The 22,721-nt window shown below is 72.1% G+C and carries 21 protein-coding genes and 1 pseudogene; 9 read left to right on the forward strand and 13 right to left on the reverse strand.

Annotated elements, in window-relative coordinates; genetic code table 11:
- Positions 1 to 65 precede the first annotated feature (65 nt).
- Both ABZS54_RS20950 and ABZS54_RS20955 read right to left on the reverse strand, forming a co-directional pair.
- Complete coding sequence (locus ABZS54_RS20950) at positions 66 to 1,133, reverse strand: hypothetical protein (RefSeq protein ID WP_355537911.1); 1,068 nt, start codon at positions 1,131 to 1,133, stop codon at positions 66 to 68.
- A gap of 260 nt (positions 1,134 to 1,393) precedes the next feature.
- The gene (locus ABZS54_RS20955) at positions 1,394 to 2,092 is read right to left on the reverse strand and encodes a hypothetical protein (protein WP_355537914.1); all 699 of its coding nucleotides are present in this window, start codon (positions 2,090 to 2,092) and stop codon (positions 1,394 to 1,396) included.
- A gap of 1,178 nt (positions 2,093 to 3,270) precedes the next feature.
- Between ABZS54_RS20955 and ABZS54_RS20960 the strand changes: the two genes are divergently transcribed.
- Positions 3,271 to 3,711, forward strand: coding sequence for an NUDIX domain-containing protein (locus ABZS54_RS20960; protein WP_355537917.1), 441 nt, complete (start codon positions 3,271 to 3,273; stop codon positions 3,709 to 3,711).
- A 52-nt stretch (positions 3,712 to 3,763) separates the two neighbouring features.
- Here ABZS54_RS20960 and ABZS54_RS20965 read toward each other — a convergent pair whose 3' ends face one another.
- The 6 genes and pseudogenes from ABZS54_RS20965 to ABZS54_RS20990 all read right to left on the reverse strand — a co-directional run bounded on the left by ABZS54_RS20965 (position 3,764) and on the right by ABZS54_RS20990 (position 8,038).
- Positions 3,764 to 4,255, reverse strand: coding sequence for a hypothetical protein (locus tag ABZS54_RS20965; RefSeq protein WP_355537920.1), 492 nt, complete (start codon positions 4,253 to 4,255; stop codon positions 3,764 to 3,766).
- A gap of 71 nt (positions 4,256 to 4,326) precedes the next feature.
- Positions 4,327 to 4,967, reverse strand: a pseudogene (locus ABZS54_RS20970) (response regulator transcription factor).
- Positions 4,964 to 5,311 (reverse strand): ATP-binding protein, encoded by a 348-nt coding sequence (locus ABZS54_RS20975; protein WP_355537923.1) that lies wholly within the window; start codon positions 5,309 to 5,311, stop codon positions 4,964 to 4,966. The pseudogene ABZS54_RS20970 and the gene ABZS54_RS20975 overlap by 4 nt, the downstream one beginning before the upstream one ends.
- Before the next feature lie 113 nt (positions 5,312 to 5,424).
- On the reverse strand, positions 5,425 to 6,426 hold the full coding sequence (locus tag ABZS54_RS20980) for an ATP-binding cassette domain-containing protein (protein ID WP_355537926.1): 1,002 nt from the start codon (positions 6,424 to 6,426) through the stop codon (positions 5,425 to 5,427).
- Between the two features lie 57 nt (positions 6,427 to 6,483).
- On the reverse strand, positions 6,484 to 7,320 hold the full coding sequence (locus ABZS54_RS20985) for a DUF4097 family beta strand repeat-containing protein (protein ID WP_355537929.1): 837 nt from the start codon (positions 7,318 to 7,320) through the stop codon (positions 6,484 to 6,486).
- 175 nt (positions 7,321 to 7,495) lie between these two features.
- Positions 7,496 to 8,038: a hypothetical protein gene (locus tag ABZS54_RS20990; protein ID WP_355537932.1), complete on the reverse strand. Its 543-nt coding sequence runs from the start codon at positions 8,036 to 8,038 to the stop codon at positions 7,496 to 7,498.
- 506 nt (positions 8,039 to 8,544) lie between these two features.
- On the opposite strand from ABZS54_RS20990, the gene ABZS54_RS20995 reads away from it, so the two are divergent.
- Complete coding sequence (locus tag ABZS54_RS20995) at positions 8,545 to 9,405, forward strand: hypothetical protein (RefSeq protein ID WP_355537935.1); 861 nt, start codon at positions 8,545 to 8,547, stop codon at positions 9,403 to 9,405.
- Positions 9,406 to 9,450: 45 nt separating this feature from the next.
- Here the strand turns inward: ABZS54_RS20995 and ABZS54_RS21000 are convergent, their stop codons facing one another.
- Positions 9,451 to 9,957: a GNAT family N-acetyltransferase gene (locus ABZS54_RS21000; RefSeq protein ID WP_355537938.1), complete on the reverse strand. Its 507-nt coding sequence runs from the start codon at positions 9,955 to 9,957 to the stop codon at positions 9,451 to 9,453.
- Between the two features lie 57 nt (positions 9,958 to 10,014).
- Positions 10,015 to 10,491 (reverse strand): hypothetical protein, encoded by a 477-nt coding sequence (locus ABZS54_RS21005; RefSeq protein WP_355537941.1) that lies wholly within the window; start codon positions 10,489 to 10,491, stop codon positions 10,015 to 10,017.
- Between the two features lie 601 nt (positions 10,492 to 11,092).
- Between ABZS54_RS21005 and ABZS54_RS21010 the strand changes: the two genes are divergently transcribed.
- On the forward strand, positions 11,093 to 11,770 hold the full coding sequence (locus ABZS54_RS21010) for a class I SAM-dependent methyltransferase (RefSeq protein WP_355537944.1): 678 nt from the start codon (positions 11,093 to 11,095) through the stop codon (positions 11,768 to 11,770).
- A 788-nt stretch (positions 11,771 to 12,558) separates the two neighbouring features.
- On the opposite strand, the gene ABZS54_RS21015 is transcribed toward ABZS54_RS21010, so the two are convergent.
- Together ABZS54_RS21015 and ABZS54_RS21020 are read right to left on the reverse strand one after the other, a co-directional pair.
- On the reverse strand, positions 12,559 to 12,987 hold the full coding sequence (locus tag ABZS54_RS21015) for an OsmC family peroxiredoxin (RefSeq protein ID WP_355537947.1): 429 nt from the start codon (positions 12,985 to 12,987) through the stop codon (positions 12,559 to 12,561).
- Between the two features lie 214 nt (positions 12,988 to 13,201).
- The gene (locus ABZS54_RS21020; RefSeq protein ID WP_355537950.1) at positions 13,202 to 14,746 is read right to left on the reverse strand and encodes an MFS transporter; all 1,545 of its coding nucleotides are present in this window, start codon (positions 14,744 to 14,746) and stop codon (positions 13,202 to 13,204) included.
- Between the two features lie 468 nt (positions 14,747 to 15,214).
- Here ABZS54_RS21020 and ABZS54_RS21025 point away from each other — a divergent pair, with 468 nt between their 5' ends.
- The 5 genes from ABZS54_RS21025 to ABZS54_RS21045 all read left to right on the forward strand — a co-directional run bounded on the left by ABZS54_RS21025 (position 15,215) and on the right by ABZS54_RS21045 (position 21,271).
- A complete protein-coding gene (locus tag ABZS54_RS21025) occupies positions 15,215 to 16,099 on the forward strand; it encodes a sigma-70 family RNA polymerase sigma factor (protein ID WP_355537953.1) in 885 nt (294 codons plus the stop codon).
- 119 nt (positions 16,100 to 16,218) lie between these two features.
- Positions 16,219 to 17,655 carry a GuaB1 family IMP dehydrogenase-related protein gene (locus tag ABZS54_RS21030; protein WP_355537956.1) on the forward strand — a complete coding sequence of 479 codons (1,437 nt, stop codon included), beginning with the start codon at positions 16,219 to 16,221 and terminating at the stop codon, positions 17,653 to 17,655.
- A 168-nt stretch (positions 17,656 to 17,823) separates the two neighbouring features.
- The gene (locus ABZS54_RS21035; protein ID WP_355537959.1) at positions 17,824 to 18,363 is read left to right on the forward strand and encodes a GNAT family N-acetyltransferase; all 540 of its coding nucleotides are present in this window, start codon (positions 17,824 to 17,826) and stop codon (positions 18,361 to 18,363) included.
- Between the two features lie 96 nt (positions 18,364 to 18,459).
- Positions 18,460 to 19,785 carry a nucleotidyl transferase AbiEii/AbiGii toxin family protein gene (locus ABZS54_RS21040; RefSeq protein ID WP_355537962.1) on the forward strand — a complete coding sequence of 442 codons (1,326 nt, stop codon included), beginning with the start codon at positions 18,460 to 18,462 and terminating at the stop codon, positions 19,783 to 19,785.
- A gap of 166 nt (positions 19,786 to 19,951) precedes the next feature.
- Positions 19,952 to 21,271: a hypothetical protein gene (locus ABZS54_RS21045; protein WP_355537965.1), complete on the forward strand. Its 1,320-nt coding sequence runs from the start codon at positions 19,952 to 19,954 to the stop codon at positions 21,269 to 21,271.
- Here the strand turns inward: ABZS54_RS21045 and ABZS54_RS21050 are convergent.
- A complete protein-coding gene (locus ABZS54_RS21050) occupies positions 21,257 to 21,601 on the reverse strand; it encodes a hypothetical protein (protein ID WP_355537968.1) in 345 nt (114 codons plus the stop codon). The genes ABZS54_RS21045 and ABZS54_RS21050 overlap by 15 nt on opposite strands.
- Before the next feature lie 313 nt (positions 21,602 to 21,914).
- Between ABZS54_RS21050 and ABZS54_RS21055 the strand changes: the two genes are divergently transcribed.
- Positions 21,915 to 22,574, forward strand: coding sequence for a hemerythrin domain-containing protein (locus ABZS54_RS21055; RefSeq protein WP_355537971.1), 660 nt, complete (start codon positions 21,915 to 21,917; stop codon positions 22,572 to 22,574).
- The last annotated feature ends 147 nt before the right edge of the window (positions 22,575 to 22,721 follow it).

Below are 22,721 nucleotides of genomic sequence, written 5' to 3' on the forward strand. Positions count from 1 at the left end.
GACGGAACGGTGACCCCGGCCCGGCCCGGCGCGCCCTCCTGCCGACGAGCCGGGTCTCACCCGCTTCAACGCCCCACCGACACCGGCGACCGGCCGTCGTCGCCACCGTCGCGCACACCGGCGCGGACGCGACCCCGAAACCGACCCGGGCTCCGAAACCGACCCGGGCTCCGATCCTGATCCCGGACCCGGACCCGGACCAGGACACGCAACATCGCGATGCCCACCGCGATCGCGATCACGTGCAGAATCGCCGCGCAGGTGAGGTCCTCCGGCAACGTGGTGCCAACCGGGCTCGCCAGCGCCACGTACAGCGTGAGCGGCAGCTTCCAACCGCTCCAGGCGAACAGCGAGCCCGAGCCGATCCAACCCAGGGCCACCGGAAGTCGGCGCGCCAACCGGCCCGGGCGGCCATAGCCGATCACGGTGGTGGCGACGGCTGCCACGAGTGCCCAACCGCCCCAGATGCCGGTCAGGATCCGCCAATCGGCGTCGCGTGCCTGCGGGTGTGCGACGCCCAGCGTGCCGCCGATCGCCCAGTACAACCACACCGCTCCGAGCCCGGCGCCGCCGACCGCCGACCAAGGGATGCGCCGAAGTCCCGATCCGATGGGCGTGATCCGACCGCGGACCGCGTCGCCGACCCGCCCCGCGAATACGTCCGGCCAACGCCGACGCAGATACGCGGGCAGCGCGAGGGCCAATCCCAACCCCATCCCGACGAAGCCGATCTGGATCAGGACCGCCTCCCAACCCGGCATGGACGCGTCGTCCGCACTCGCGCCCCCGCCTGTGCCGGCGGCCGATTCCGGGTCGTCACCGGAGGATGTCACCAACGAACTCAGCACCGCGTACGGCAACACGGGAACCAGAAATCCGGTCCCGACCCAGGCGCAGAACGCCAACGGAGCGCCCGGTATCCGCATTCCCCACGGGCGGACCAGCGCGAGTGCCACGGCGATCCCGATCGCCGCCATGCCCACCGTCGCCGTGTTGAGCACCACCCACTCGGTCAGCCCGAACCCCGAGCCGATCGGTAGCACGCCGATCAGGGAACCGATCACCCACGACATCTTGATCACCGGATAGGGCGTCAATGCGAGTGCCGCCCCGTATGCTGCGACGCGACCCACCCGATCCCACCGTTGCACCGGAACTCCCCTTTCAGCCGAAGGAATTCCAGCCTCTGCTGCGAAGCCCGCCGCCGGCATCCACCCGCAGGCGTGCGCCAGTCCCCCGATCGGGGGACGGCAACGACCGCCCCGAGGTCGACTTCGCCCCCGGCGCGGTCCAGCCGGCCTCACCCCACCCGACCGGCCCGAACCGCCGGCCCCAACCGGCAAACTGCCTATCGGCGGGCGACACCCACCCACGCGCCGGCCGACCCATCCCGCTATGCGCGAGGTTCCCCGTACCAGCGCCAGGTTGTGCGTCGCGCCTGTCCCGGCAGGTCCGCGCGGCCGGTGGCCCACAACATCGTGGGCCAGGGGTCGGTGTCCTGCGGGACGTCCGGGAAGAGCCGGGCGAGTACGCGCGCGCACAGGTCGGCGGGCGGGGCCCAGGTCACTCCGAGGCCCTCGGCCAGGTCGTGGGTGTGAACGAGCGTCTCCACGATTCCCATCGCGGCAAAGCCCTCGGGGTCGGCGACGCCGAAGCCGTGGTGGGCGCGTACGCTCGACGGCGTCGTCCGCACCATGGCCACCAGCAGCGCGCCGCTCGCCTCCAGCACCTGCAACAGCCCGTCCGGGCCCGCCGCGTGGTCGGCGTGGATCGCGTTGGCCGGGCCGCCCGGTCGCCGACTCGCCCAGACGAACGGCACCTCGCCGGACATCGGCGGGACCCTGGGGCCCAGTTGGGCGGCGTATGCGAAGAGATCGTCGCTCAGGTGCTCGACCGTCTCCCAGCGGTCCCATTCCAGCGGGCCGGCCTTCGCCTCCCACGCCGTGGGCGGCACGCCCCGCAGCGCGGCCACCGCGAGCTGCACGGCCCGATCCAGATCGTCGGCGGTCACCGGCCCGGGTCCGTGCTCCGGCGGCGCGGACGTGGCGACCGTCGAGGTCGTGGACGCGTTGTCCTCAGGTGATTCGAGCATGGCAGGACCGTATCGTCACACATGCCCGACCCGCCGAGGCCCCGCCGAGAGCCGACCGCATCCGCCGGCGCGGTTTACATCGGCGAGCCGGCGTCTTGGCGTCGCGTCGTGAATCACGCCGGTCGACACGTTCAAGGGACTTCGGCAACGCGGGCGCGGTCCCGGGGCCCCGGCTGCGGCACGTGATCCGACCGCGGCCGGGGAATTGTTGTACGAAGCCGTGCGCCGCGACCGGCGGTGGTGGATGGACGAACGCGGCCACTACCTGGCCGGGTTGATCCACGCGGCGGGACTGCCTTTGGATCCTCTCGCCGGCATGTCGGCCGGTACCGAGGAGGAGTGCGAGCGGGCCGCTGCCATATTGAATCCGTCGGCCGAGGGCGGGCATCGCCTCGGCGCCCGACCAGGCGCCGATGCGGGCCCGGTTGGTCGAGTTGCGCGAGGTGCCGATGGAGGAGGACGGGTTCGGGGCCGCCGCGTTCGGGCGGTTGGCGGCGGGCAGGCGGCAGCGTGGCGCCGTGAGCGTCGACCGACAACTCGCGGCTGCCGCCGCCGAGTCGGCGCGCAGCCGCTTTCCCGGGGTAGGACTGGTCCGGAGCTGCCGCGCTGCGACTGGACGACAGGCCGATCCTGACCGGTACCGCTTCGGAGGTGCCGAACAACGCGGTGCGGCTATGCCACGAGAGCTGCGCGATCTGCGAGGCGTACAAGCACGGGTGGCGCGTGCTCGCCTCGGTGCGCGTGACCGTCGCCGACGAGGATCGCGGCGTGCCGGCTCCCTGCCGGGTGTGCCAGGAACGTCCGCCTACGGCCCGGATGTGGCCGTCGGCGGACCGGAGGCGGACGACCCGTGACGATGCCGTCCCTGCGGCTGCGGGACGCAACCCCGTTGGTTCGTGCGGGTGTTCCTGGAGGACCTTTGGCCCTACCCGCGGCCGGGCGAAGCGGAACAGGTCCGGTGGCGAGGGTGGTTGCGCGGCTGTGCGGCCGCCGTGGGGAACGTGCTTCCGACGGTTGGGGCGTGACGTCCCTCCGTGGCTCGTCGTTGGTCCGGGCGGAGGTGTGCGTTTCGGCGCGCGGGTCGGATTCCGAGGTCCGAAGCGCGCCGGCCGGCGACACCGCCGCGTAGCCGGGAGCCACTCCCGAAGCACCCGGACCGACCATGGGGAGAGCGACACTTGAGCGACCACCGCCACAACGCCATCGCGTATGCCGCCATCATCCTCGAACGCGCGGACGGCGCGGTGCTGTTCATGGAACGCAAGGACACCGGCTTCGCCGACGGCCTGCTCGCCCTCCCGGGCGGCTTGGCCGACCCGGGCGAACTCCTCATCGAGGCGTGTGCCCGGGAGACCAAGGAGGAGATCGCCATCGACGTCGCCACGGCGGACCTGCGCACAACGTACGTGTCCCAGGTCCTCGGCGAGACCGGCGCGCCGGTGATCGGCTGGTACTTCCACACCACCGCCTGGTCGGGGGACCCGGTCAACGCCGAACCCGACCACTGCGCCCGGCTGGCCTGGCTCGACCCGGCGGACCTGCCGGCCGACGTCGAACCGACCGACGCCGGCGCGGTCACCGCCTGGCACCGCAGGACCGCCACGACCCGATGGGCCTGATCGGGCCCCGAAACCGGCGGACGGCGCCCGTCTCGCACACCCCGCGAGCGGCCTACCCCGCCTCCCGGTCGGGCCATTGCACCCGACCGTCTCGGAAGACCAGCGGCCGGGCCTCGGTGTCCTCGATGAAGCGCAACCACCCGAGCACGACCGAGCCGTGCGAATCCGTGTGTGCGTCCTCGGCTCGCGCGGCCAGCCAGGCCAACAGCTCGCCGACCTCGTCGAATTGGTCGGGATGCAGTTCCCGACGCACGGTCAGCGCCCACCCGCCGCCGATCGGCGCCAAACCGGTGGCCGACTCCCCGCCGATCCGCAGCGCGATCCCGTCCGCGCCCAACACGGGATGCGGATCGTCCACCACCGCCGGTACTCCGAGGTCGTCCACCACGACCACCGGGAACTCGGTCACGATGCGGCGATCGCCCACGTCCGGAATCGCCCCGGCCGCGAGGCCCACATGCCACCGCAACTCGGCCACGTCCGGGCCCGAGAGCCGCCCGGCGCGCAACGCCAAGTCCATGGTCAACTCGTACAGATCACTCACGCGTCGAAACCCTACCGCCACGCCTTCGCCAGCAGACGGCGCCTGTGGGCACGGGACTTGGCCGCGCCCGCCTACTCCGGGCCCAGTCCCGCGCGGTACGCGATGATCACCAGGTGCACGCGGTCGCGCGCGCCGAGTTTGGTGAGCAGGTGGCCCACGTGTGTCTTGGTGGTGCCCTCGGTGATGTGCAGGGTCCGGGCGATCTCGACATTGGTGCGACCGGCGGCGACTCGGGTACGGGCGTCGCAACGGCCCGCACGCCGGGCGCGTCCGGGCGGCGGGCGAACTCGGCGATCAGCCGCCGGGTCACGCTCGGTGCCAACAGTGCCTCGCCGGCGGCGACCACCCGGATCGCATCGAGCAGGTCTTCGGGCGCGGTGTCCTTGAGCAGGAATCCGCCGGCCCCGCCGCGCAGCGCCGCGTAGATGTGCTCGTCCAGATCGAACATGGTCAGGATCAACACCCGCACCCCCGGCACACCCGGCGAACCGCCCGCACCGGTGATCAGCCGGGTCGCCTCCAGGCCGTCCATGCCCGGCATGCGTATGTCCATCAGCACCACGTCGGGCCGCTCCCGACGGGCCGACTCCACCGCGGCCGGACCGGTGCCCGCCTCACCCACCACGGTGAAGCCCGGTGCCACGTCGATGATGCCGCGAAAGCCCGCGCGGACCAGCGTCTGGTCGTCCGCGACCAGCACCCGCACGCTCATGCGACCCGCTCGCTCAACGGCAGCACGGCGGCCACCCGAAAGCCCCGCCCGGGCAGCGGTCCCGCACTGAACTCCCCGTCGTACAGCCCGACTCGCTCGCGCATGCCGGCCAACCCGTGCCCGTACGGCGGCTCGTACGACTCGGCCGACTCGGTGCCCGCGAACGCGGGACCCAGATCCACCCCGTCGTCGGTGATCTCGATCGCCAACGCGTCCGCGCGGTAGTCGACCCGGACCCGACCAGACCCGGTCCGCGCGTGCCGGCCGATATTGGTCAGTGCCTCCTGGATGATCCGGTACGCGGACAACTCGATTCCGGCGAGCGTGCGTGTCCCGGCGGACATGTCTCGTTGCAGGCCCCGTTGCCATCCAACGTGCGGATTGCCATGCAGCCCGCCATGCAAGTACCAGGTCAGGGGGCTTTTACGTCGGTTTACAAACCGCCGAAGGCAGGTGCCTATCGCGGGTTCTGTCGGTTCGGCCTCGGCCGGCTCGGGGCGGGCTCGCGGTCGGAGTGCGCCCTGCCGGTGAGGGCGAGGAAGACATCGTCGAGGTCGGGGGTGTGCACGGTGAGCGACTCGGCCCGGATGTCCGCGTCGGCGAGTGTGTCGAGGACGGTGCGCAGCGTCGGGATGTTGTCGTCGCCGGGGATGCTGAGGGTCAGCGTCTCGTCGTCGCAGGTGGTGGCACGGAAGAGGTCGGCGGCCACGTCGAGGTGGTGAGGGTCGCTGAACCGGACCCGGATGTGCGCGCCGGGAATGCGGCGCTTGAGTTCGGCGGCGGTGCCCTCGGCGACCAGCCGGCCGTGGTCCAGGACCGCGATCCGGTCGGCGAGTCGGTCCGCCTCCTTCAGATACCGGGTGGTGAGCAGGATGCTCACGCCGTGCTCGGCGACCAGGTCGCGGATGATGTCCCAGATGATTCGGCGGCTGCGCGGGTCCAGGCCGGTGGTGGGCTCGTCGAGGAAGATCACCCGGGGGTGGCCGACCAGGGTCATTGCCAGGTCGAGCTTGCGGCGCATGTCGCCGGAGAGGGTGACGACGGGTTTGCGAGCGGCGTCGGCGAGGTCGAATCGGGCCAGCAGTTCGTCGGCCCGGCGGCGGCCCTCCACCCGGCCCAGATGGTGCAGGTCCGCCATCAGAAGCAGGTTCTCCCGGGCGGTGAGCAGATTGTCCATGGCGGAAGACTGGCCGGTGACGCCGATCGCCCGGCGTACCGCGTCGGCCTCGCGGGTGAGGTCGTGGCCGGCCACGTGCACGCGGCCGGCGTCGGCGCCGACGAGCGTGGACAGGATCTGCACGGTGGTGGTCTTGCCCGCACCGTTGGGACCGAGCAGGGCGAAAACGGTGCCCTCGGCGACGTGCAGGTCGATGCCGTCCAGCACCACCTTGTCGCCGTAGGACTTGGCCAGGCCGACGGCGCTGATCGCCGGTGTACGGGTGGCGGAAGTCGTGATCATGGCAGTGGTACCCCTTCGGTCATGGCTCTGCGGTCTCGGCCGGGCCGCGCGCCGAACTCAGGCGCGCCGGATCAGGATGTGGCCGAGGGCGGTCCGGGCGCGGACCTCGACGGTCTGCTCCGACGCGTCGGGACTCCCGGTCGAGCCGAGCGAGTTGCGTACGCTGCCCATCCGGGTCTGCACGTCCACCCAGGCGGCGGTGGCCTTGCGGATGCCGACTTCCAGGTCGCCGGCGCCGGTCTGTAGGTGGACCTGGCCGCACGCCACCTCGTCGACCCGGATCGCGCCGTGGGCGCACTTGGCGTCGACGTCGGCGTGCGCGACGCCGATGGTGATCCGGCCGTTGGAGGAGTTGGCCCGCAGGTCGCCGCCGACCTCGTCGATGGTGGTTTCGCCGTTGGTGTTCCTTATCGTTGCCGCGCCCGTGACGGTGCCGACCTCGATCCGGCCCGCTGCGACGATCTCGGCGTCCCCGGTGATGCGGGCCACCCGGATGTCGCCGTGGTCGGCCCTGGCGTACAGGGTCCGGGTTTCGTCGATCCGGATGGTGCCGACCGAGGTCTTGAGTCGGCAGTCGCCCAGCGGGCCCGCACACGTGAAGTCCGCCATGGGCGTGGCGCCCTGCACGTCGGAGCCGGCCGGCAGTTCGACGATGATCCGCACCGAACCGCTCTTGCCGAGCGGCGAGCGCTTCTTGGGCCCTTTGATCAGCAACCTGCCGCCGGAGCAGGTGACCGTGGTCTGCTGGGCGGCCCACACGTCGATCTCGTCGGCGTCGTTGCCGGGTAGTACCTCGACAACCGTGTCGGTGCGGTCGCTCGCTCTGATCCGGACCGAGCCGAGGTCGAATTCGAGGGTGGCGGAGATCGGCTTCGGGGTGTCGAACGTGGGCATGGCGGTGCCTTCCTCTCGGCTGTGGGCTCCGGCCGGCCGGGCGGGGCGGCGGGAGTCCGGCCGGCGCGGCGTCGGGGCCGGCGCCGTGCCGCGGTGCGCGGGCTGCGTCTGTGTCCGCGTGTGCGGTTGTGCGTGCGCTGCGTGTGCGGTGGTGCGGTGCCGTGCGTGGCAGGGGTCAGCGGACCCAGCCGGTGTAGCCCTGGCGGACCCGGTGCCGGCTGGTGGGGTCCGGTGCGCCGTGGCGGGCGGGGTCGGGCGCCAGTGCGCCGGTGGCGGCGCGTACCAGCCAGGCGTTGACCGACAGGCTCTCCAGCGCGGCGACGTCCTCGACTCGGGACTTGAGGTGGGCGGGCAGCCGGAAGTTGATCCGCGCCATGCCGCCCTCGTCGCCGTCCGGCGGTGCCGCGGTCGGCATCGGTGCGGGTGCACTCGGCGCGCTTTCGGGCGTCGCGGGTTCCGCGTATGCCTCCGGACCCGGTGGCGCGGTCACCACGAACTCGGGGTCGAGCCCGCGCAGTCGAAGCTCGACCGACCCGGGGGCGAGGTCGCTGGTGACCTCGGCCATGGCGGCGGACAGCGCTCTGAGCAGGACGAGCCGGGTGGCCGACTCCAGCGGGGCGGTGAGGCGTTCGGCCAACTTACGCGCATCGCCACCGCCCGCGTCCGCGGCAACCGCAAGCTCGTTCCGAAGGCTGTCGACGTACGGCGTGAGGTCCATGACGCCATTGTGGCACATTAAGTGGCGCCGAGACGAGATTATATGACGTCACAAATGCGCCATCCATATGTGCATCACGGTGCGCAAGTGTCGAGAAAGAAGCATCCGAGCCGCTGAAGGCTGGTAAATGCCAGGTCGGATCAGGCCGGATCGATCTTTGCGGCGAGGTGCACCGGCTGCGCCATGACGGCTTCCGGTTGTGCCACGGCGGCACATCGGCCGCGCCCGCCCACGCGCGACTCCGAGCGACGGCCGGTCCGCGGGTGCCGGGGCGGGGCCGGGCGGGTATGGGGGGCGGCTCGTGGCCGGCACGCCGATGCACGGCACCGGACGCTGCGGAGCCCGGCGGGGCATGGAGACACGCCCTAGAGTGATCATGACGGGGTGGCACGACGGGTGGCACGACGCGGTGTGCGGCGAGGGGGCTTGGGGACGTGGCGATACGGGATCAACTGCGGGGCATCGGTGGGGCGGTGGGGGCCGCGGCGGCTTCGGGGCGTGCGGCCGTGGGAGGTCGGATCGGCGCCGGTCGGGCTCGGGTCGCGTCGGGGGACTGGGTGCACGGGACGTTGGACGCGCTGCCCGCGCCGGCCGCGCCCGCCGCCGTGGCCTGGGAGTTCTCGTTGGGTGCGCTGGTGTGTCGGCACCCGAAGGTGCCGGCGATCACCGCGCGACCGCTGCGGCTGCTCGACGGCCTGGGTGCGGTGCGGTTCGGCCCGGAGACGGTCGGCTTCGACGGGGAGGACATCCCGTGGGAGAAGGTAATCCGACTCACCCTGCACGACGCGTTCGCCTCGATGACCACGGCCGCACTCGACACCGAGGTGGACCGGATCCGCGATGTACTGCCGCCGTTGCCCGGCCGCAAGTGGGCGGTCACCAAGGTGGTGGAGGGCCTGCTCACGGTGGTCCTCGCGTCGCTGGAACAGGCCGACGACCGCCGCTTGGACAGTGCGGAGGTGGCCTGCGAGATCACCTACCGCGGCCTGCTCGGTCGGGAGAAGACGCTGCGCGCGAGCCTGTTCGCCACCGCCCTGCTGGCCCGGCAGACCGCCGTCGCGGACAGCCTGGTGGCCACCGCGCGCGCCCACGGCGTCGAGGTGATCGCGGCCGTGCCCGAAGGCGGCACCGGCGATGCGGCGGCGGCCGAGCGAATCCGCGTCCTGCGGGCCCGGACCGACGGGGTCTCGGCCAAGCTGCGCGCCCAGCGCGAGCAGGCCGCGGAGATCGCCCCGCCCGTCGAGCCGACGGCGGCCGCGGGTAGCGCGCCGAACGCGACACCCGCTCCGGCCTCTCGCACAGCCGGCCCCCACGGCGCCGCCCACCCCAGCGACGCCACGGATCCCACCGACCCCTTCGCCTGCTGATCGACTCGGTGCGACCGGGCCGGCTCACCTCGCTCGACGGGACGGCTACGCGCGGGCTTCCATCCCATAGGGACGCAGGCCCCGGGCACGGTAGTTGACGAGGGCATTGGAGTGGTCCTCGGAGGACGTGTGCAGCCAGACTCGGCGCACCGGCTCGGCGCTCGAGTAGGGGGCGGTGAGCCAGGCCTGGCGGAGCACCAGGGTCAGTGCGCAGCCGCCCAGGCCCTTGCCGACGTATTCGGGAAGCAGGCCGAACGTGGCCACCTCGACGTTCCCGCCGGGCTGCGGCTCCAGGTTGCCGATGCCCGCGGTCTCGCCGGCGTGCGTGATCAGCCAGGGTTGTAGCAACGGGTGCGCGGCGTGAAGTTCCGCCCATTCGTGCTCGGTTCGGGACGCGCTGCGCCACCCGTACGGTGCGCCGATTCGGGCCTGCAGGGCGTGCAACAGCGGCGTGGCCGGGTCGACGCGGCGCAGCGCGAGCGCCGGCACGGGGCGGGACGGCCGGAGGTCGTCGAGCGAGGTCATCTCCAGGTACATCACGGTCTTACCCATCGCGCCAGGCTATCCCCGGCCACCGACACCCGGCCCGGGCCGGCGATCCCAACCTCGTCACGCCCCACGCGTCGTGCGGCGGACGGTGGGTCGGCTGCCTCGGGGGCCCCAGGGATCCTGTGCGTCGTACGTCGGTTGCCACAGGTTCAGGTAGGTCGGGCGGACGGATTCCGGCAGTTGGCCGAGGATGATCGCGGTACTCTCGGGGCTCGGGTGATCGAGCAGCCACGGCAGGTAGCGACACGTACCGGAGCCGATCCGTCGGCCGTGTTCGGCGCCGAAGCGGCGTATCTGCTCGGTGGTGACCACGGCGTCGATCAGTGGCAGTGCCTCGTCCTCCTCGTGCCCGAGATGCCCACGCAGCCCGCCGACCCGTCCGTCGAGCAGGTCACCGAGCCGCAGACCTCCCGTGTCGCGGTCGGCCGGCGCCGTGTCGATGGCTTCCAACAGCGGGTCGAATGTGGCGTGTTCGGCCTCCATCACCGCAATCAGGCCCAGCTCGTCCGGCCGATCGGCCGGCGCCCGGCGCAACACCGGCCACAGCAGGTCGCCGGAACAGGTCCCACCCGGTGCCGACCCGCAGGATGTGCCACGGGTCGTCGTCCGTACGTGCGGCGACCCGGGCAAGTCGCTCCAGATCGCGGCGCAGCGCGTCGTGGATCGCGAACATCATCGTCATGTCGTGTCGGAAGTCCTTGCCGCGCACGGGATTCCTCGCTTGTCGAGCGTTGTCGTCGTAGGGACGAGCGGAGCGGGTGGAAGGTGGGCGAAGGTGCGGGACGGATCGTCCCTCCGGCGCCGCGACGAAACCGCCGCCGTGGTGCCGGCATCATCCTTCGTCCCGGGCTGGGAACCTTCATTCCGGGCCCGGAACGCTTCGTCCCGGGCCCGGAATCCCCCGTCCGGGCCGGGAACGTCCCTCCTTCCCGAGCCCGGGAGCCTTCGTCCCGGTGCCGAAGCAGTCGGCTCGTGGACGGAACCTCCATCCCTTTGACGGACGCCGGCCCCTTGATGTGACCGCAGCGCTGCTTCCCCCGTTCCGTGGCCGGGCGCGTCGTCACCGGCAGGCACGCACCGCCGCTCGGACGGACGCGCGCCCTTGCGTTGTCGGTGGCCGGCGATAGAGTGCCCGGTCGTGATCGAACCCGACTTCTTACACGCCACCCGGGTGTCCTACGACGCCGTCGCCACCGAGTACACCGAACGCGCTCGGACCGAACTCGCGAACAAGCCACTGGAGCGGGCCCAACTCGCCGCCTTCGCCGAACTCGTGCGCTCGGTCGACCCCGGGACCGGACCCGTGGCAGACGTCGGGTGCGGGCCCGGTCGGATCACCGCGCACCTGCGCGATCTCGGGCTGGATGCCTTCGGGATCGACCTGTCGCCGGGGATGATCGCGGTGGCCCGCCGCGAGCACCCGGATCTGCGCTTCGAGGTCGGCTCGATGACGGACCTGGACCTTCCGGACGGCTCCCTTGCCGGTCTGGTGGCGTGGTACTCGATCATCCACGTCCCGATGGAGCAACTTCCCGGCGTGTTTGCCGAGTTCCATCGCGTTCTGGTCCCCGGCGGCCGACTCCTGCTCGCCTTCCAAGTCGGCGATGAACCGCTGCGGCTGACCGAGGCGTTCGGCCGATCGGTTTCCCTCGACTTCCACCGCCGCCGACCGGAGCGGATCGCCGACCTGGTGACCGATGCGGGCCTGACCATGCATGCGCAGATGATCCGCGAGCCCGACCCCGGCGAGAGCGTACGACCCGCGCAGCAGGCCTACCTGCTGGCCCGGAAGCCCTTGCCCGCGGAGGACGACTGACCTGATCCGCGGGCCGCGGGCCGGCCCGAACAGGGCGCGGGCGTCGGCCGGGCGTCGGCCGGGCGTCGGGTCGACGGACCCACGCGCCGCGCCGATCGGTGGTCGCGGATGGGGTCGGTGCTCGCCGGTCGGATCGGTGGCCGCTGACGAGATCGGTGCTCTCCGGTCGGATCAGGGCTTGCCCACGGGATCATCGCCCGCTGACGAGATCGGTGCTCACCGTTGGGTTTGGTGCCTGCGGATGGGATTGCTGCTTGCCGGCCGGTTCGGTGCTCGCCGACGCGATCGGTGCTCATCAACGGGATCAGCGCCCGCCAATCGGATCGGTGCCCGCCGACGCGATCAGTGCTCGCCGACGGGTTCGGTGGCCGCCGATGGGACCAGCGCTCGCCGATGGGACCAGCGCTCGCGGATGGGATCAGTGCTTGCCGAACGGGTTCGGTGCCCGCCAGCGAGATCGACGCCCGCTCACCGCGCAGGCGAATGCCTTCCACCGCCTCCGGCACCGGAACGCGAGCCGTTGCGCGGCCACTCCGCGCGGAGCGCCATCCACCCCCCTACGCCACCGGCGCTGTTGCGGGCGGCGAGTCGGTGACCCGGCCGAGGCGGTGGTGGTCCATCGCGCCGGCCCGGTCCGACACCGAACCGGTCGACCCCCCCGGGAGTGACAGCTGGTCGCCACTCGGGCGGCGGCGTCGAGGGGTGCGGTGACGCGTGCGGTCATGGTCTGGACCGCGCGGTCACCGACGCCCTCGACGCCGTCCGTACCGCGGTCGGGTCGGCCGGGTTCAGCCCAGCGAAGCCGTCAGGGTGATCTCGGCGCCCGGCGAAAGCAGCCTGGAGATCGGACAGTTCTGCTTGGTGACGTCCGCGATCTTGAGGAACTCCGACTCGTCGATCCCGGCGGCCACGACGGCGGTCTCCAGGTCGATCCGGGTCACCGTCGGGGCACCCTCGACCTGGACCAGGTGCACCTTGGCCGTGGTGTCCACCGAGTTCGCCGGGAAACCCGCGTCGCCCAGGCCCTTGGCCAGGGCCATCGAGAAGCAGCCCGCGAGCGCCGCGCCGATCAACTCCTCCGGGTTGGTGCCCTCGCCTTCCTCGAACCGGGACTTGAACGAATAGGCACCCTCCAGACCGCCCTTGCCGGTGCGGATGGTGCCGGCACCATCGAGGATGGTGCCCTGCCACTGAGCCGTCGCGCTACGAATAGTCATGGGCCGATGCTAGTACCGGGACAAGGGCTCGATGGCCAGGCACGCGCGCGAGCCCCGAGTCGGGCATCGGGCATCGGCGCGGACCGGGACGTGCGACGCCGCCCCGGAACGGTTCCGGCGCGGCGCCGGCGGTGTCGACCGCCGGCCCCACTTCCGGCTCTCGACCTGCGAGGTCTGCGACGACTGCTACGACCCGCTACGCCCGCGCGGACCGCTATGCCTGCGCGTCGTCCGCCGCCGGTGTCCCGAGGTCGAATCGGATCTCCGGCGTGGCGGCCTGCTCCGTACCGGCGTTCGCCACCGCCTCGGCGGAGCTCATCGAGCCCTTGCCCTTCGGCATCAGCAGTACCGCGAACAGCAGGGCGACCACGCCCAGGCACGCGGCGGACAGGAACGCGTCGTGGTTGACCGCCAGTTGCGCCTCGCGGATCCGGTGCCCGTTGTCTCCGGCCGCGGCCATGTCGTCGGCGAAGCCGCTGTACGCAATGGTCGCGACCACCGCCAGGCCCAGCGCGCCGCCCGCCTCCTGGCTGGTGTTGATCAGGCCGGCGCCCAGGCCCGCCTCTTCCTCGCCGATCCCGACGAACGCGGCGATCTGAAGGGTCACGAAGCACATGCCGCAGCCGAGGCCGAGCGCGATGAACGCGGGCAACACGTCCACCGGGTAGCTGCCGTCGACCGGTGCACGCCACAGCAGCAACAGCCCCACGGTGGTGATCGCCAGGCCCACGATGAGCACCGGCCGGGCGGCCACCTTGGTGATCAGCTCGGACGCGACACCCGCACCGATGGCCACACATACCGCGAGTGGCACGTATGCGAAGCCCGCCCTCAGCGGCGTGTACTCGTACACCTGCTGCATGAACAGGCTCGCGAAGAAGAACATCGCGCCGAACATGCCGAACACCAGGATCGCGGAGAGGTTCGCGGTGCGCATCGTGGCCAACCGGAAGACCCGCAGCGGCAGGATCGGCGACGCGGCCCGCGCCTCGATCACCACGAAGGCGGTCAGCAGGACGAATACACAGCTCAGGCTCACGATGGTGCGGGTGGTGGCCCAGCCGACCGTGGTTGCCTCGCCCAGGGTGAAGATCAGCAACAACAGGCCGCTGGTCAAGGTGATCGCGCCGGCCAGGTCGAACGGCCGACCGCGCTCCTCGGCCACGCTCTCCGGCAACACGCGCGGTGCGAGTACGGCCACGCCCAGGCCGATCGGCACGTTGATCCAGAAGATCCACTCCCACCCGGGCCCGTCGGCCAGCACGCCGCCCAGGATCACCCCCAGGATCGACGCGATGCCGGCCAGCGAACCCCAGATGCCCAGCGCCTTGTTGCGTTCGGCGCCCTCGGCGAAGGTGTTGGTGAGGATGGACAGTGCGGCGGGCGCGATCATCGAGGAGCCGAGGCCCTGGAAGCCGCGCGCGGTGATCAGCATGGTGCCGTTCTGCGCGAGACCTGAGGCCAGCGAGGCAAGCGCGAATACCACGAAGCCCGCCTGGAGCAGGCGGCGGCGCCCGAATGTGTCCGCGAGTCGGCCGCCGAGCAGGAGGAAGCCGCCGAGCACGGTGCCGTACGCGGTGACGATGTAGTTCTGGCTGACCTCGGACATGTCCAGGCCGTCCTTGATCGACGGCAGCGCCAGGTTCACGATCGACACGTCGAGGAACACCATGAACTGGCCCAGGCACAGGAAAGCCAGAATCGCCCCGGTGCCGACGCCGGGTCCTGATCGGCTCGGGGCCGAGTCGGTGGCAGACATCACTAGTCTCCTAAGCCATGCGGGATCGGGCGAGCGAGGGACCGGGCGCCTGACCGATCGCGCTGTCGGGGCCCCGAGTTCGCTCGTCTTCTGTTTTTGGTCTTCGGTGTCCGAGAGCGGCCTCGGCGTCGCCGGACACCACCGGGCCGAGCGTCGTGCCCGGGTGGCTGCCGAACCGGCGGGTCGTACCGTCCGCACCGGTTCCGCCCCCGGCCGGAGCGGCCGAGTTCGTTCGTCACCGCATTGACGGATCCCGGCGAACGAATGTGACCGCCGGCCCGCACCGATTTCCTCGACGTGGTCGCCCACCCACGGCCTCGACGCGAAAGCGCCCCGCGTGCCCGCCGCCCCGTGCCGGGCCGAAGCCCCGCGCCGGCCACGCAGTGTCACATCGTCGGTGGCGCTTACGTCAGGGAACCGAGGGTCGCGCCAACGACCGAGACGCGACCAGAGGATGGGATGAAGCCGATGAACGAGCACGACTTTCTGGCGGAACGCTTCGAGGCGCACCGCAGCCACCTGCTCGCCGTGGCCTACCGGATGCTCGGCTCGCTGACCGAGGCGGACGACGCCCTGCAGGAGACCTGGCTCAAACTCAGCCGCTCCGACCCGGACGAGGTGGACAATCTGGCCGGCTGGCTGACCACCGTGGTCGGCCGGGTCTGCCTGGACATGCTGCGCTCGCGCCGTTCCCGCGGCGAGGAGCCGCTGGACGCGCAGGTGCACGTCCCCGACCCGATCATCGCCGGCATGCCCGACGCCGACCCCGAGCACGCGATACTCCTGGCCGACTCGGTCGGCCTGGCGCTCCTGGTGGTGCTGGAGACGCTCGCGCCCGCCGAGCGGCTGGCCTTCGTACTGCACGACCTGTTCGCGGTGCCGTTCGACGAGATCGCGCCGATCGTGGACCGTACGCCGGCCGCGGCTCGGCAACTCGCCAGCCGCGCGCGCCGACGCGTCCAGGGAGCCGCGCCCTCCCCCGACGGCGACCTGGCCGTGCAGCGCGAGGTGGTCGACGCGTTCCTGACCGCCGCCCGCGGCGGCGACTTCGACGCGCTGGTCGCGGTGCTCGACCCGGACGTGGTCGCCCGCGCCGACGGTGGCGCGCTGCGTCCGAGCGGTGTGGTCCGAGGCGCGGAGCAAGTGGCCGGACAGGCGCTCACCTTCGCGCGGTTCGCCGCGGTGGCCCGACCCGCGCTCGTCAACGGCATGGCCGGCATCGTGTCGGTCGCCGGCGGACAACCGATGTCGGTGCTGGCCTTCACGATCGTGCACCGCCGGATCGTCACCATCGACATCCTGGCCGACCCGCAACGCCTGAGCCGGCTCGACCTGACGGTGCTCGCGAGCTGACCGTCCGTGCCCGTCCGTGCCCGGGCCGGGTCCGCCGCCCCGGACCCGGCCGCACCGGCCCAACTCGCCCCGCCGGTTGGGAAGATCGATTACCGGGCCGGCTGGGTACGTACTGCGGCATGAGATTCCTCCACGACCAGGTACCGCCGCACGACCTCACCTACAGTGACGTCTTCCTCGTACCGTCGCGCTCCGGCGTGGGTTCGCGCCTGGACGTGGACCTGACCACCTCCGACGGCACCGGCACCACCATCCCGGTGGTGGTGGCCAACATGACCGCCGTGGCCGGGCGCCGGATGGCGGAGACCATCGCCCGCCGCGGCGGCCTCGCGGTGATTCCGCAGGACATCCCGGTCGACGTGGTCGCCGAGGTGACCTCGTGGGTCAAAGACCGCCACCTCGTCTACGACACCCCGATCACGATGGCCCCCACCGACACCGTCGGCGAGGCGCTGAACCTGCTGCCCAAGCGGGCGCACGGCGCGGTGGTGGTGACCGAGGGCGGGCGCCCGGTCGGCATCGTGGCCGAGGCCGACTGCCTGGGCGTGGACCGCTTCGCCCAGCTCGCGCGGGTGATGTCCACCGAACTGCTCACCCTGCCGGCCGGCGTCGATCCGCGCGAGGCGTTCGACCGGCTCTACGAGGGCCGGCACAAGCTCGCGCCGATCGTGGAGCCCGACGGCCGCCTGGTCGCCGTGCTCACCCGCACCGGCGCGCTGCGCTCGACCCTGTACACACCGGCCTTGGACGCGGCCGGACGCCTGCGCGTGGCCGCCGCGATCGGCATCACCAACGACGTCGCGCACAAGGCGAAAGGCCTGATCGAGGCGGGCGTGGACACGCTGGTCCTGGATACCGCACACGGCCACCAGGAGCAGATGATCAAGGCGCTGCGCGCGGTCCGGGCGCTCGACCCGCCCGTACCGGTCGTGGCGGGCAACGTGGTCACCGTGCAGGGCGTGCGCGATCTGATCGAGGCGGGCGCGGACATCGTCAAGGTCGGTGTCGGCCCGGGCGCGATGTGCACCACCCGGATGATGACCGGCGTCGGGCGCCCGCAGTTCTCCGCGGTCGCCGAGTGCGCGGCCGAGGCGACCCGGCTGGGCCGGCACGTGTGGGCCGACGGCGGCGTCCGACACCCGCGCGACGTCGCGCTGGCCCTGGCGGCCGGCGCCTCGAACGTGATGGTCGGCTCGTGGTTCGCGGCCACCTATGAGTCGCCCGGCGACGCGTACCGCGATGGCGAGGGCCGACTGTACAAGGAGAGCTTCGGTATGGCGTCGGCACGCGCGGTCCGGCTGCGTACCGCCACCGAATCCGCCTTCGACCGGGCGCGCAAGTCGCTGTTCGAGGAGGGTATTTCGTCCTCGCGAATGTACCTGGACCAGAACCGGCCCGGCGTCGAGGACCTACTCGACTCGATCGGCGCCGGTGTGCGCAGCGCCTGCACCTACACGGGCGCCCGCACGCTGGCCGAGTTCCACGAACGCGCCGTGCTGGGCATCCAGAGCCCGGCCGGCTACGCGGAGGGCAAGCCGCTGCCCGAGAGCTGGTGACGATGCGGCGGTGCGGCGATGCGGCGATGCGGCGGTGCGACGGTGCGGCTTCGACGGGTCGCGCCGTCGTGCGCCGGCTTGCGCGGTCCGGGCGCGCCGCGTATGCCCCCGGTGGCCGTCGCCGCACCCGGCAGGCAAACGGTTTGACGGGTACGGAACACTTTTCCCATGCCCACCGCCGCACACAGCACGCAGACCTGGACGATCGCCCCGAGCGCGGTCGATTCGCCCGAAGCGCTCGCGCTGCTGCGCGCGTACTTCGTCGAGGTCAGCGACCGCTACTACCGGCTGCACGAAGGCCGGGACTCGACCCCCGCCGAAATCGAGGAGGGCCTCGCCGACGCGCCGAGCGACCATCTCGCACCGCCGCGGGGGCTCTTCCTGGTCGGCAGGTACGGCGCCGAGCCGGCCGCGTGTGCGGGACTGCTGCTGCGGGACGAGCACACGGCGGAACTGACCCGCGTGTTCGTGCGACCCGACCTGCGCGGCACCGGCGGCGGCCGACTGCTGATGGCCGCCGTCGACGCCGCCGCCCGCGCCTTCGGTGTGACCCGGATCGTGCTGGACACCCGCCTCGACCTGATCGAGGCCCGCACCCTTTACACCAGGACGGGTTACGTCGAGGTGCCGGCATACAAGGACGGCAAGTACGCCGAGATCTGGTACGCGAAGAACCTCGCCGCCGCCGATCGGCCCGATCCGGCCTGAGGCGGCCGGACTTGGCAGAATCCGGTGGCGGGACCGGCGGAATCCGGCGGTGGGATGCCGCCGACACGAGGACGGCTACGACGAACGGAAGCGGCCATGACCGACAGCGGCGAGCGCAAGACTTGGCGGACCATGGGATGGGGGCCGTGGGACGACGAGGGCCTGCCGTCCGAGCCGTTGGACGAACAGACCCGACAGCAAAGGGAGTTGCCTCGAACGCTGGTATCCGTGGTCGACCCCGGAGTGCGCCAACGGCCGGTCTTCGACCCTGCCTTGAAGCAGTACGGCAGCGCGATGCGAGCCGGCGAACCGCAGTTCGTCTCGCCCGGTGTCGCCGAGCGCTGGCACACCGCCCGCCGATACGCCGTCGACCATGTGCTTGCGGCGGTGGCCGAGTCGCCCTGGGCGGCACACCTGGTGCTGCGCGGCAGCATGCTGCTCCGGGCCTGGTACGGCCCGGCCGCCCGCGAGCCCGGCGACCTCGACTTCGTCGTGGTGCCGGCCACCTGGGAACTGGTCGAACCGCGCACCGACCGGATGTTCGCCGACATCGCCCGCGGCGCGGACGCCCGCTCGCGTGCGGCAGGCGACGTGCGGATCGACGCGGCCGGCGCGGTCGACGACGAGATCTGGACCTACGACCGGGTACCCGGCCGGCGCCTGGTGCTGCCGTGGCGGGCGGACGGGCTGCCGTCGGGCATCGTGCAACTCGACTTCGTCTTCAACGAGTCGCTCCCCTCGGCGGCCGAGTACACGGACGTGCCACACGGGGACGGCTCCGGGGCGCCGCACCGCATCCTGGCCGCGACCGCGGAGCAGTCGCTGGCCTGGAAACTGCTCTGGCTGCTCTCCGACTCCTATCCGCAGGGCAAGGACCTCTACGACGCTGTGCTGTTGGCCGAGTCGACGCCGCTGCGGGCGGAACTGCTGCACCGGACGCTGGTCGCCGGTGAGCCGCACTGGGCCGGGCGACGCATCTCGGCCGGCACGTTCGTCGACCAGGACGCCGACTGGGACGAGTTCGTCAAGGAATACCCGGACGTCGACGGCACCGCCGAGGAGTTCATGGGCCGCCTGCTCACCGCGCTGGAGCCGGTCTTCGTCGAGGAGAGCGCCGGACCCGCCGTCGACGGCTACGCGTGGCGCCTGCGCTGGTTGGAGCAACTGCTCCCCGAGGCACGCCGGGAGGCGGCCCGCGCGGGCATGCCCGCACTGGTGGCGTGGCTCAAGGGCCGCGCACTGGGCCTGGCGGAGAGCATCGTGATCATCCGAGAGGTGGTCGGCCCGCAGCAGTGCACACCCGAACAGGCAGCCGACGCGTATGTCGCGCAACTCCCTTACACATCCGGCGAACTCGGCTACTACAGTCGCAACCCCGGCGCGATCGGAGACGCGCTCGCGGCACTGCGGGACCAGGTCTGACCACACCGGTCGTGCACCCTGGCCCGACGTACGCCCACGTGGGCCCGACGTACGCCCACGTGGGCACCACGGGATGCCCGCCCGGGCCCTACGCACGCACCGGTCGGCACGTCGGTACCCGCGTGCCCGTCGACGCGCCCGTCCACCCACTGCACCGGAGGATCTTGTGAACAGCATCGACCCGTCCGTGGTCAGGGCCGTCTTCACGCTGGCCGATCCCGCCCTGGCGCCGGCCCTGGTACAGCGACTGGGCACCGAACTCGTGCCGGCGCTGCGGGTGATGACCACCGTGCCGACGGCCCTGACCGACGCGGTGCGCGCCTTCGGCCACGCCGAACTGATCGCCGCGATCGAGGCGCGCGAGGCGCGCGGAACACGCGACGACCGCCCGATGCCGATCACCGCGCCGGCGCTCCCGCTGCCCGTCTTCGCCGGACCCCGACCCGACCGGTCCATTGCCGAGGACCCGGTCGAACGGGCCGCCCGAGGCGACCTGAGCGCCGCCGAGGTGGACGCACTCCTCGGCCTGGACGATCCGCACGTGGACGCCCGACTGTTCGCGGGCTCGCTGCTGCCCGACGCGGAACGCGCCCGGTTGCTGGCGGGTGTTCGCCGCGACGGCACCGCGGGTCCGGTGCCCGGCCCGCTCACGACCCTGCTGTGGGACGCGGAACTGGGCCGCTGCGCCGCGTGGCTCGCCGCCGGGATGACCTCGGGCGATCCCGAGGTGGCCCGGGTCGTTGTCAACCGGCTGCCGCTGCGTACCGAGGCCGGTCGGCTGCGGGTGGTGGTCGGGGTGTGGACACGGTACGGCCGGACCCAGGCCCGGCGGTTGCTGGCCGAGACCGACTTTCCCGCAGGCACGCGCGAACCGATCGAGGACGCCTTCGCCGATCGTGACGGGCTGGCCGTGCTGCGCGCGAGGCTGAGCGCCGAGGAGGACCCCGAACGGGTCGTGGCACATCTGCGCGACGGCGAGGAGCGTGAACAGCGCGAGCGGGTCGACGCCGTCCTCGCCGATGGCGGCGGCATCCCGTGGGCGGAGCTGCTGCGCTCGCACCGGGCCGCCGCGCTGCCCGACCCGCTTCATGCACGGCTGGCCGAACTCCCGGACTGTCCGCACGAGTTGTCGCTCGCGCTGCTGGCTCGGGGATTGCCCGAGCAGGCTCGAAACGAGCGGCCGTGGCTGCACGAGGCGCTGGTCCACGGCCGACTGTCCGGCGCCGATCTGCTGCGGTACGCCCGTCCCGCCCCGGTGGTGTTGTCGATACTCGCCGGCATCGACGACCGCACGTCACCCGAGTGGTGGGCCTCGGGTGTGCCCCGCGCCGAATCGGATGCGCTGGTCGACGAATACCTGGGCGGCAACGCCGAGGCGTGGATCGTGGCGCTGCGCCTGTTCCCGGAGTTCACCGGCACGATCGTGGAACTGCTGGCCACCGCCCGCGCGATGGCCGCCGGCCGGGGCGGGTCAGCGGCCGGATGAGCCGGCCGCCGGCGCCGGGACCGAACCGGCGAACAGCGAGTCGGTCGCGTCGGCGGATGCCTCGTCCGGGTCGTCGTCCGGCTCTTGCTGCTCGACCGCGCCGCGACCCTCGTCCGGCGTTGCGCCGAAGCTGAGCAGATCCAGTTGGGTGGGGCCGGTGGTGCGGCCGGTCGCCTCCGCGGCCGGCGTCCACGACCCCCGGCAGGAGATCGGTGCGTCGTCGGCGCGAGCGTGGCCGGGGTCGTCGTGGCGCCAGACCGCGTGCGTCTCGGTCACCGCGACGCGGCGACCGCACACGCCGCAGGTGCCTCGTGGCCGATGCGTGTTCATGTCCCCATGATGTCCGATCGGGCGGACAACGGCCGGTTCGACCGGCCTGGGAGCCGTCGCCGCCTCCGTGTGGTGCACACCGTCGGCGGCGGCGCATGCCCGAGTGTCGGGTGGCCGGAAAGTCGTGGCCGCGGATCGGTCACATTCGTGGGCCGGCATCCGTCATTGGTGTGTCGGGCGGCAGCGAGCCGCCGAGGACGAGCCGACGACAACGAGCCGAACGGACCGGTACCGGCACCCGGTGGCAGCGCCGCCACGTCGGGCGCGCACCGGCCGTAGCCGAGGTCGGCAGAACGCGAAATCGGAGCACACCATGACCGGCAAGACCTTCAAGAACGACATGTCGATGATGTACACGTTCCATGACGCGCTTCGTCGGGAACTGGGCCAGATCGCCAGGGTCACCGCCGAGGCGACCGACGACCCGCGTCAGGTCCTGCGGACGGCGCTCGGCTGGGAACTGTTCAAGCGTTACCTGCACGTCCACCACAGCGCCGAGGACGATGTGCTGTGGCCCGCGATCCGGTCGGCCGTTCAGGACCTGCCGGACGAACTGGCCGTGATCGAGGCGATGGAGGCCGAGCACGCCATCGTCGACCCGGGCCTGAACGCCGTCGACGCCGCCCTGGCCGACCGCGAATCCGGTCCGGAAAGGCTGGCGATGATCGTCGAGCGCCTGGTCGCCGGCCTGGGCGGACATCTCAAGCACGAGGAGGACGAGGCACTCGAAATCATCGACCGGCACGCGACGCCGGAACTGCTCGGGCGCTTCGGCGCCGAACACGGTATCCGGGTCGGCAACGACAGCCCCCTGTACGTGCCGTGGTACCTGGACGGCGCGAGCGAGGACGTCGTCGCGACCGTGCTCGGCCGACTGCCCGAACCGCTGCGCCAGGCATACCGGGACGAGTGGCAGCCGGCGTACGCCGCGCTGGACCTGTGGGGCCCCGAGCAGGGCTCGACCCGGATCTGAACGGCCCCACCGGCGGATGCGCCCGACCCGCGCCCGACCCGCGCCCGAGCCACCCCCGCCGATCGGCGCACGCTCGACGGGACGCGGACCGGCTGGCGGCGGCGGTGCGGGCCGCACCGGTGCGCGGTCGACGGTGTCGGGTGCGGG

It is taken from the genome of Embleya sp. NPDC005575 (assembly GCF_040605455.1).
Lineage (GTDB): Bacteria > Actinomycetota > Actinomycetes > Streptomycetales > Streptomycetaceae > Embleya.

Coding starts and splice junctions, on each gene's coding strand:
- ABZS54_RS21030 (WP_355537956.1), top strand. CDS start 16,219: ATGAGATTCCTCCACGACCAGGTACCGCCGCACGACCTCACCTACAGT.
- ABZS54_RS21035 (WP_355537959.1), top strand. CDS start 17,824: ATGCCCACCGCCGCACACAGCACGCAGACCTGGACGATCGCCCCGAGC.
- ABZS54_RS20975 (WP_355537923.1), bottom strand. CDS start 5,311: ATGTCCGCCGGGACACGCACGCTCGCCGGAATCGAGTTGTCCGCGTAC.
- ABZS54_RS21040 (WP_355537962.1), top strand. CDS start 18,460: ATGACCGACAGCGGCGAGCGCAAGACTTGGCGGACCATGGGATGGGGG.
- ABZS54_RS21050 (WP_355537968.1), bottom strand. CDS start 21,601: ATGAACACGCATCGGCCACGAGGCACCTGCGGCGTGTGCGGTCGCCGC.
- ABZS54_RS21025 (WP_355537953.1), top strand. CDS start 15,215: ATGAACGAGCACGACTTTCTGGCGGAACGCTTCGAGGCGCACCGCAGC.
- ABZS54_RS20955 (WP_355537914.1), bottom strand. CDS start 2,092: ATGCTCGAATCACCTGAGGACAACGCGTCCACGACCTCGACGGTCGCC.
- ABZS54_RS20980 (WP_355537926.1), bottom strand. CDS start 6,426: ATGATCACGACTTCCGCCACCCGTACACCGGCGATCAGCGCCGTCGGC.
- ABZS54_RS20990 (WP_355537932.1), bottom strand. CDS start 8,038: ATGGACCTCACGCCGTACGTCGACAGCCTTCGGAACGAGCTTGCGGTT.
- ABZS54_RS20985 (WP_355537929.1), bottom strand. CDS start 7,320: ATGCCCACGTTCGACACCCCGAAGCCGATCTCCGCCACCCTCGAATTC.
- ABZS54_RS21000 (WP_355537938.1), bottom strand. CDS start 9,957: ATGGGTAAGACCGTGATGTACCTGGAGATGACCTCGCTCGACGACCTC.
- ABZS54_RS21020 (WP_355537950.1), bottom strand. CDS start 14,746: ATGTCTGCCACCGACTCGGCCCCGAGCCGATCAGGACCCGGCGTCGGC.
- ABZS54_RS21015 (WP_355537947.1), bottom strand. CDS start 12,987: ATGACTATTCGTAGCGCGACGGCTCAGTGGCAGGGCACCATCCTCGAT.
- ABZS54_RS21055 (WP_355537971.1), top strand. CDS start 21,915: ATGACCGGCAAGACCTTCAAGAACGACATGTCGATGATGTACACGTTC.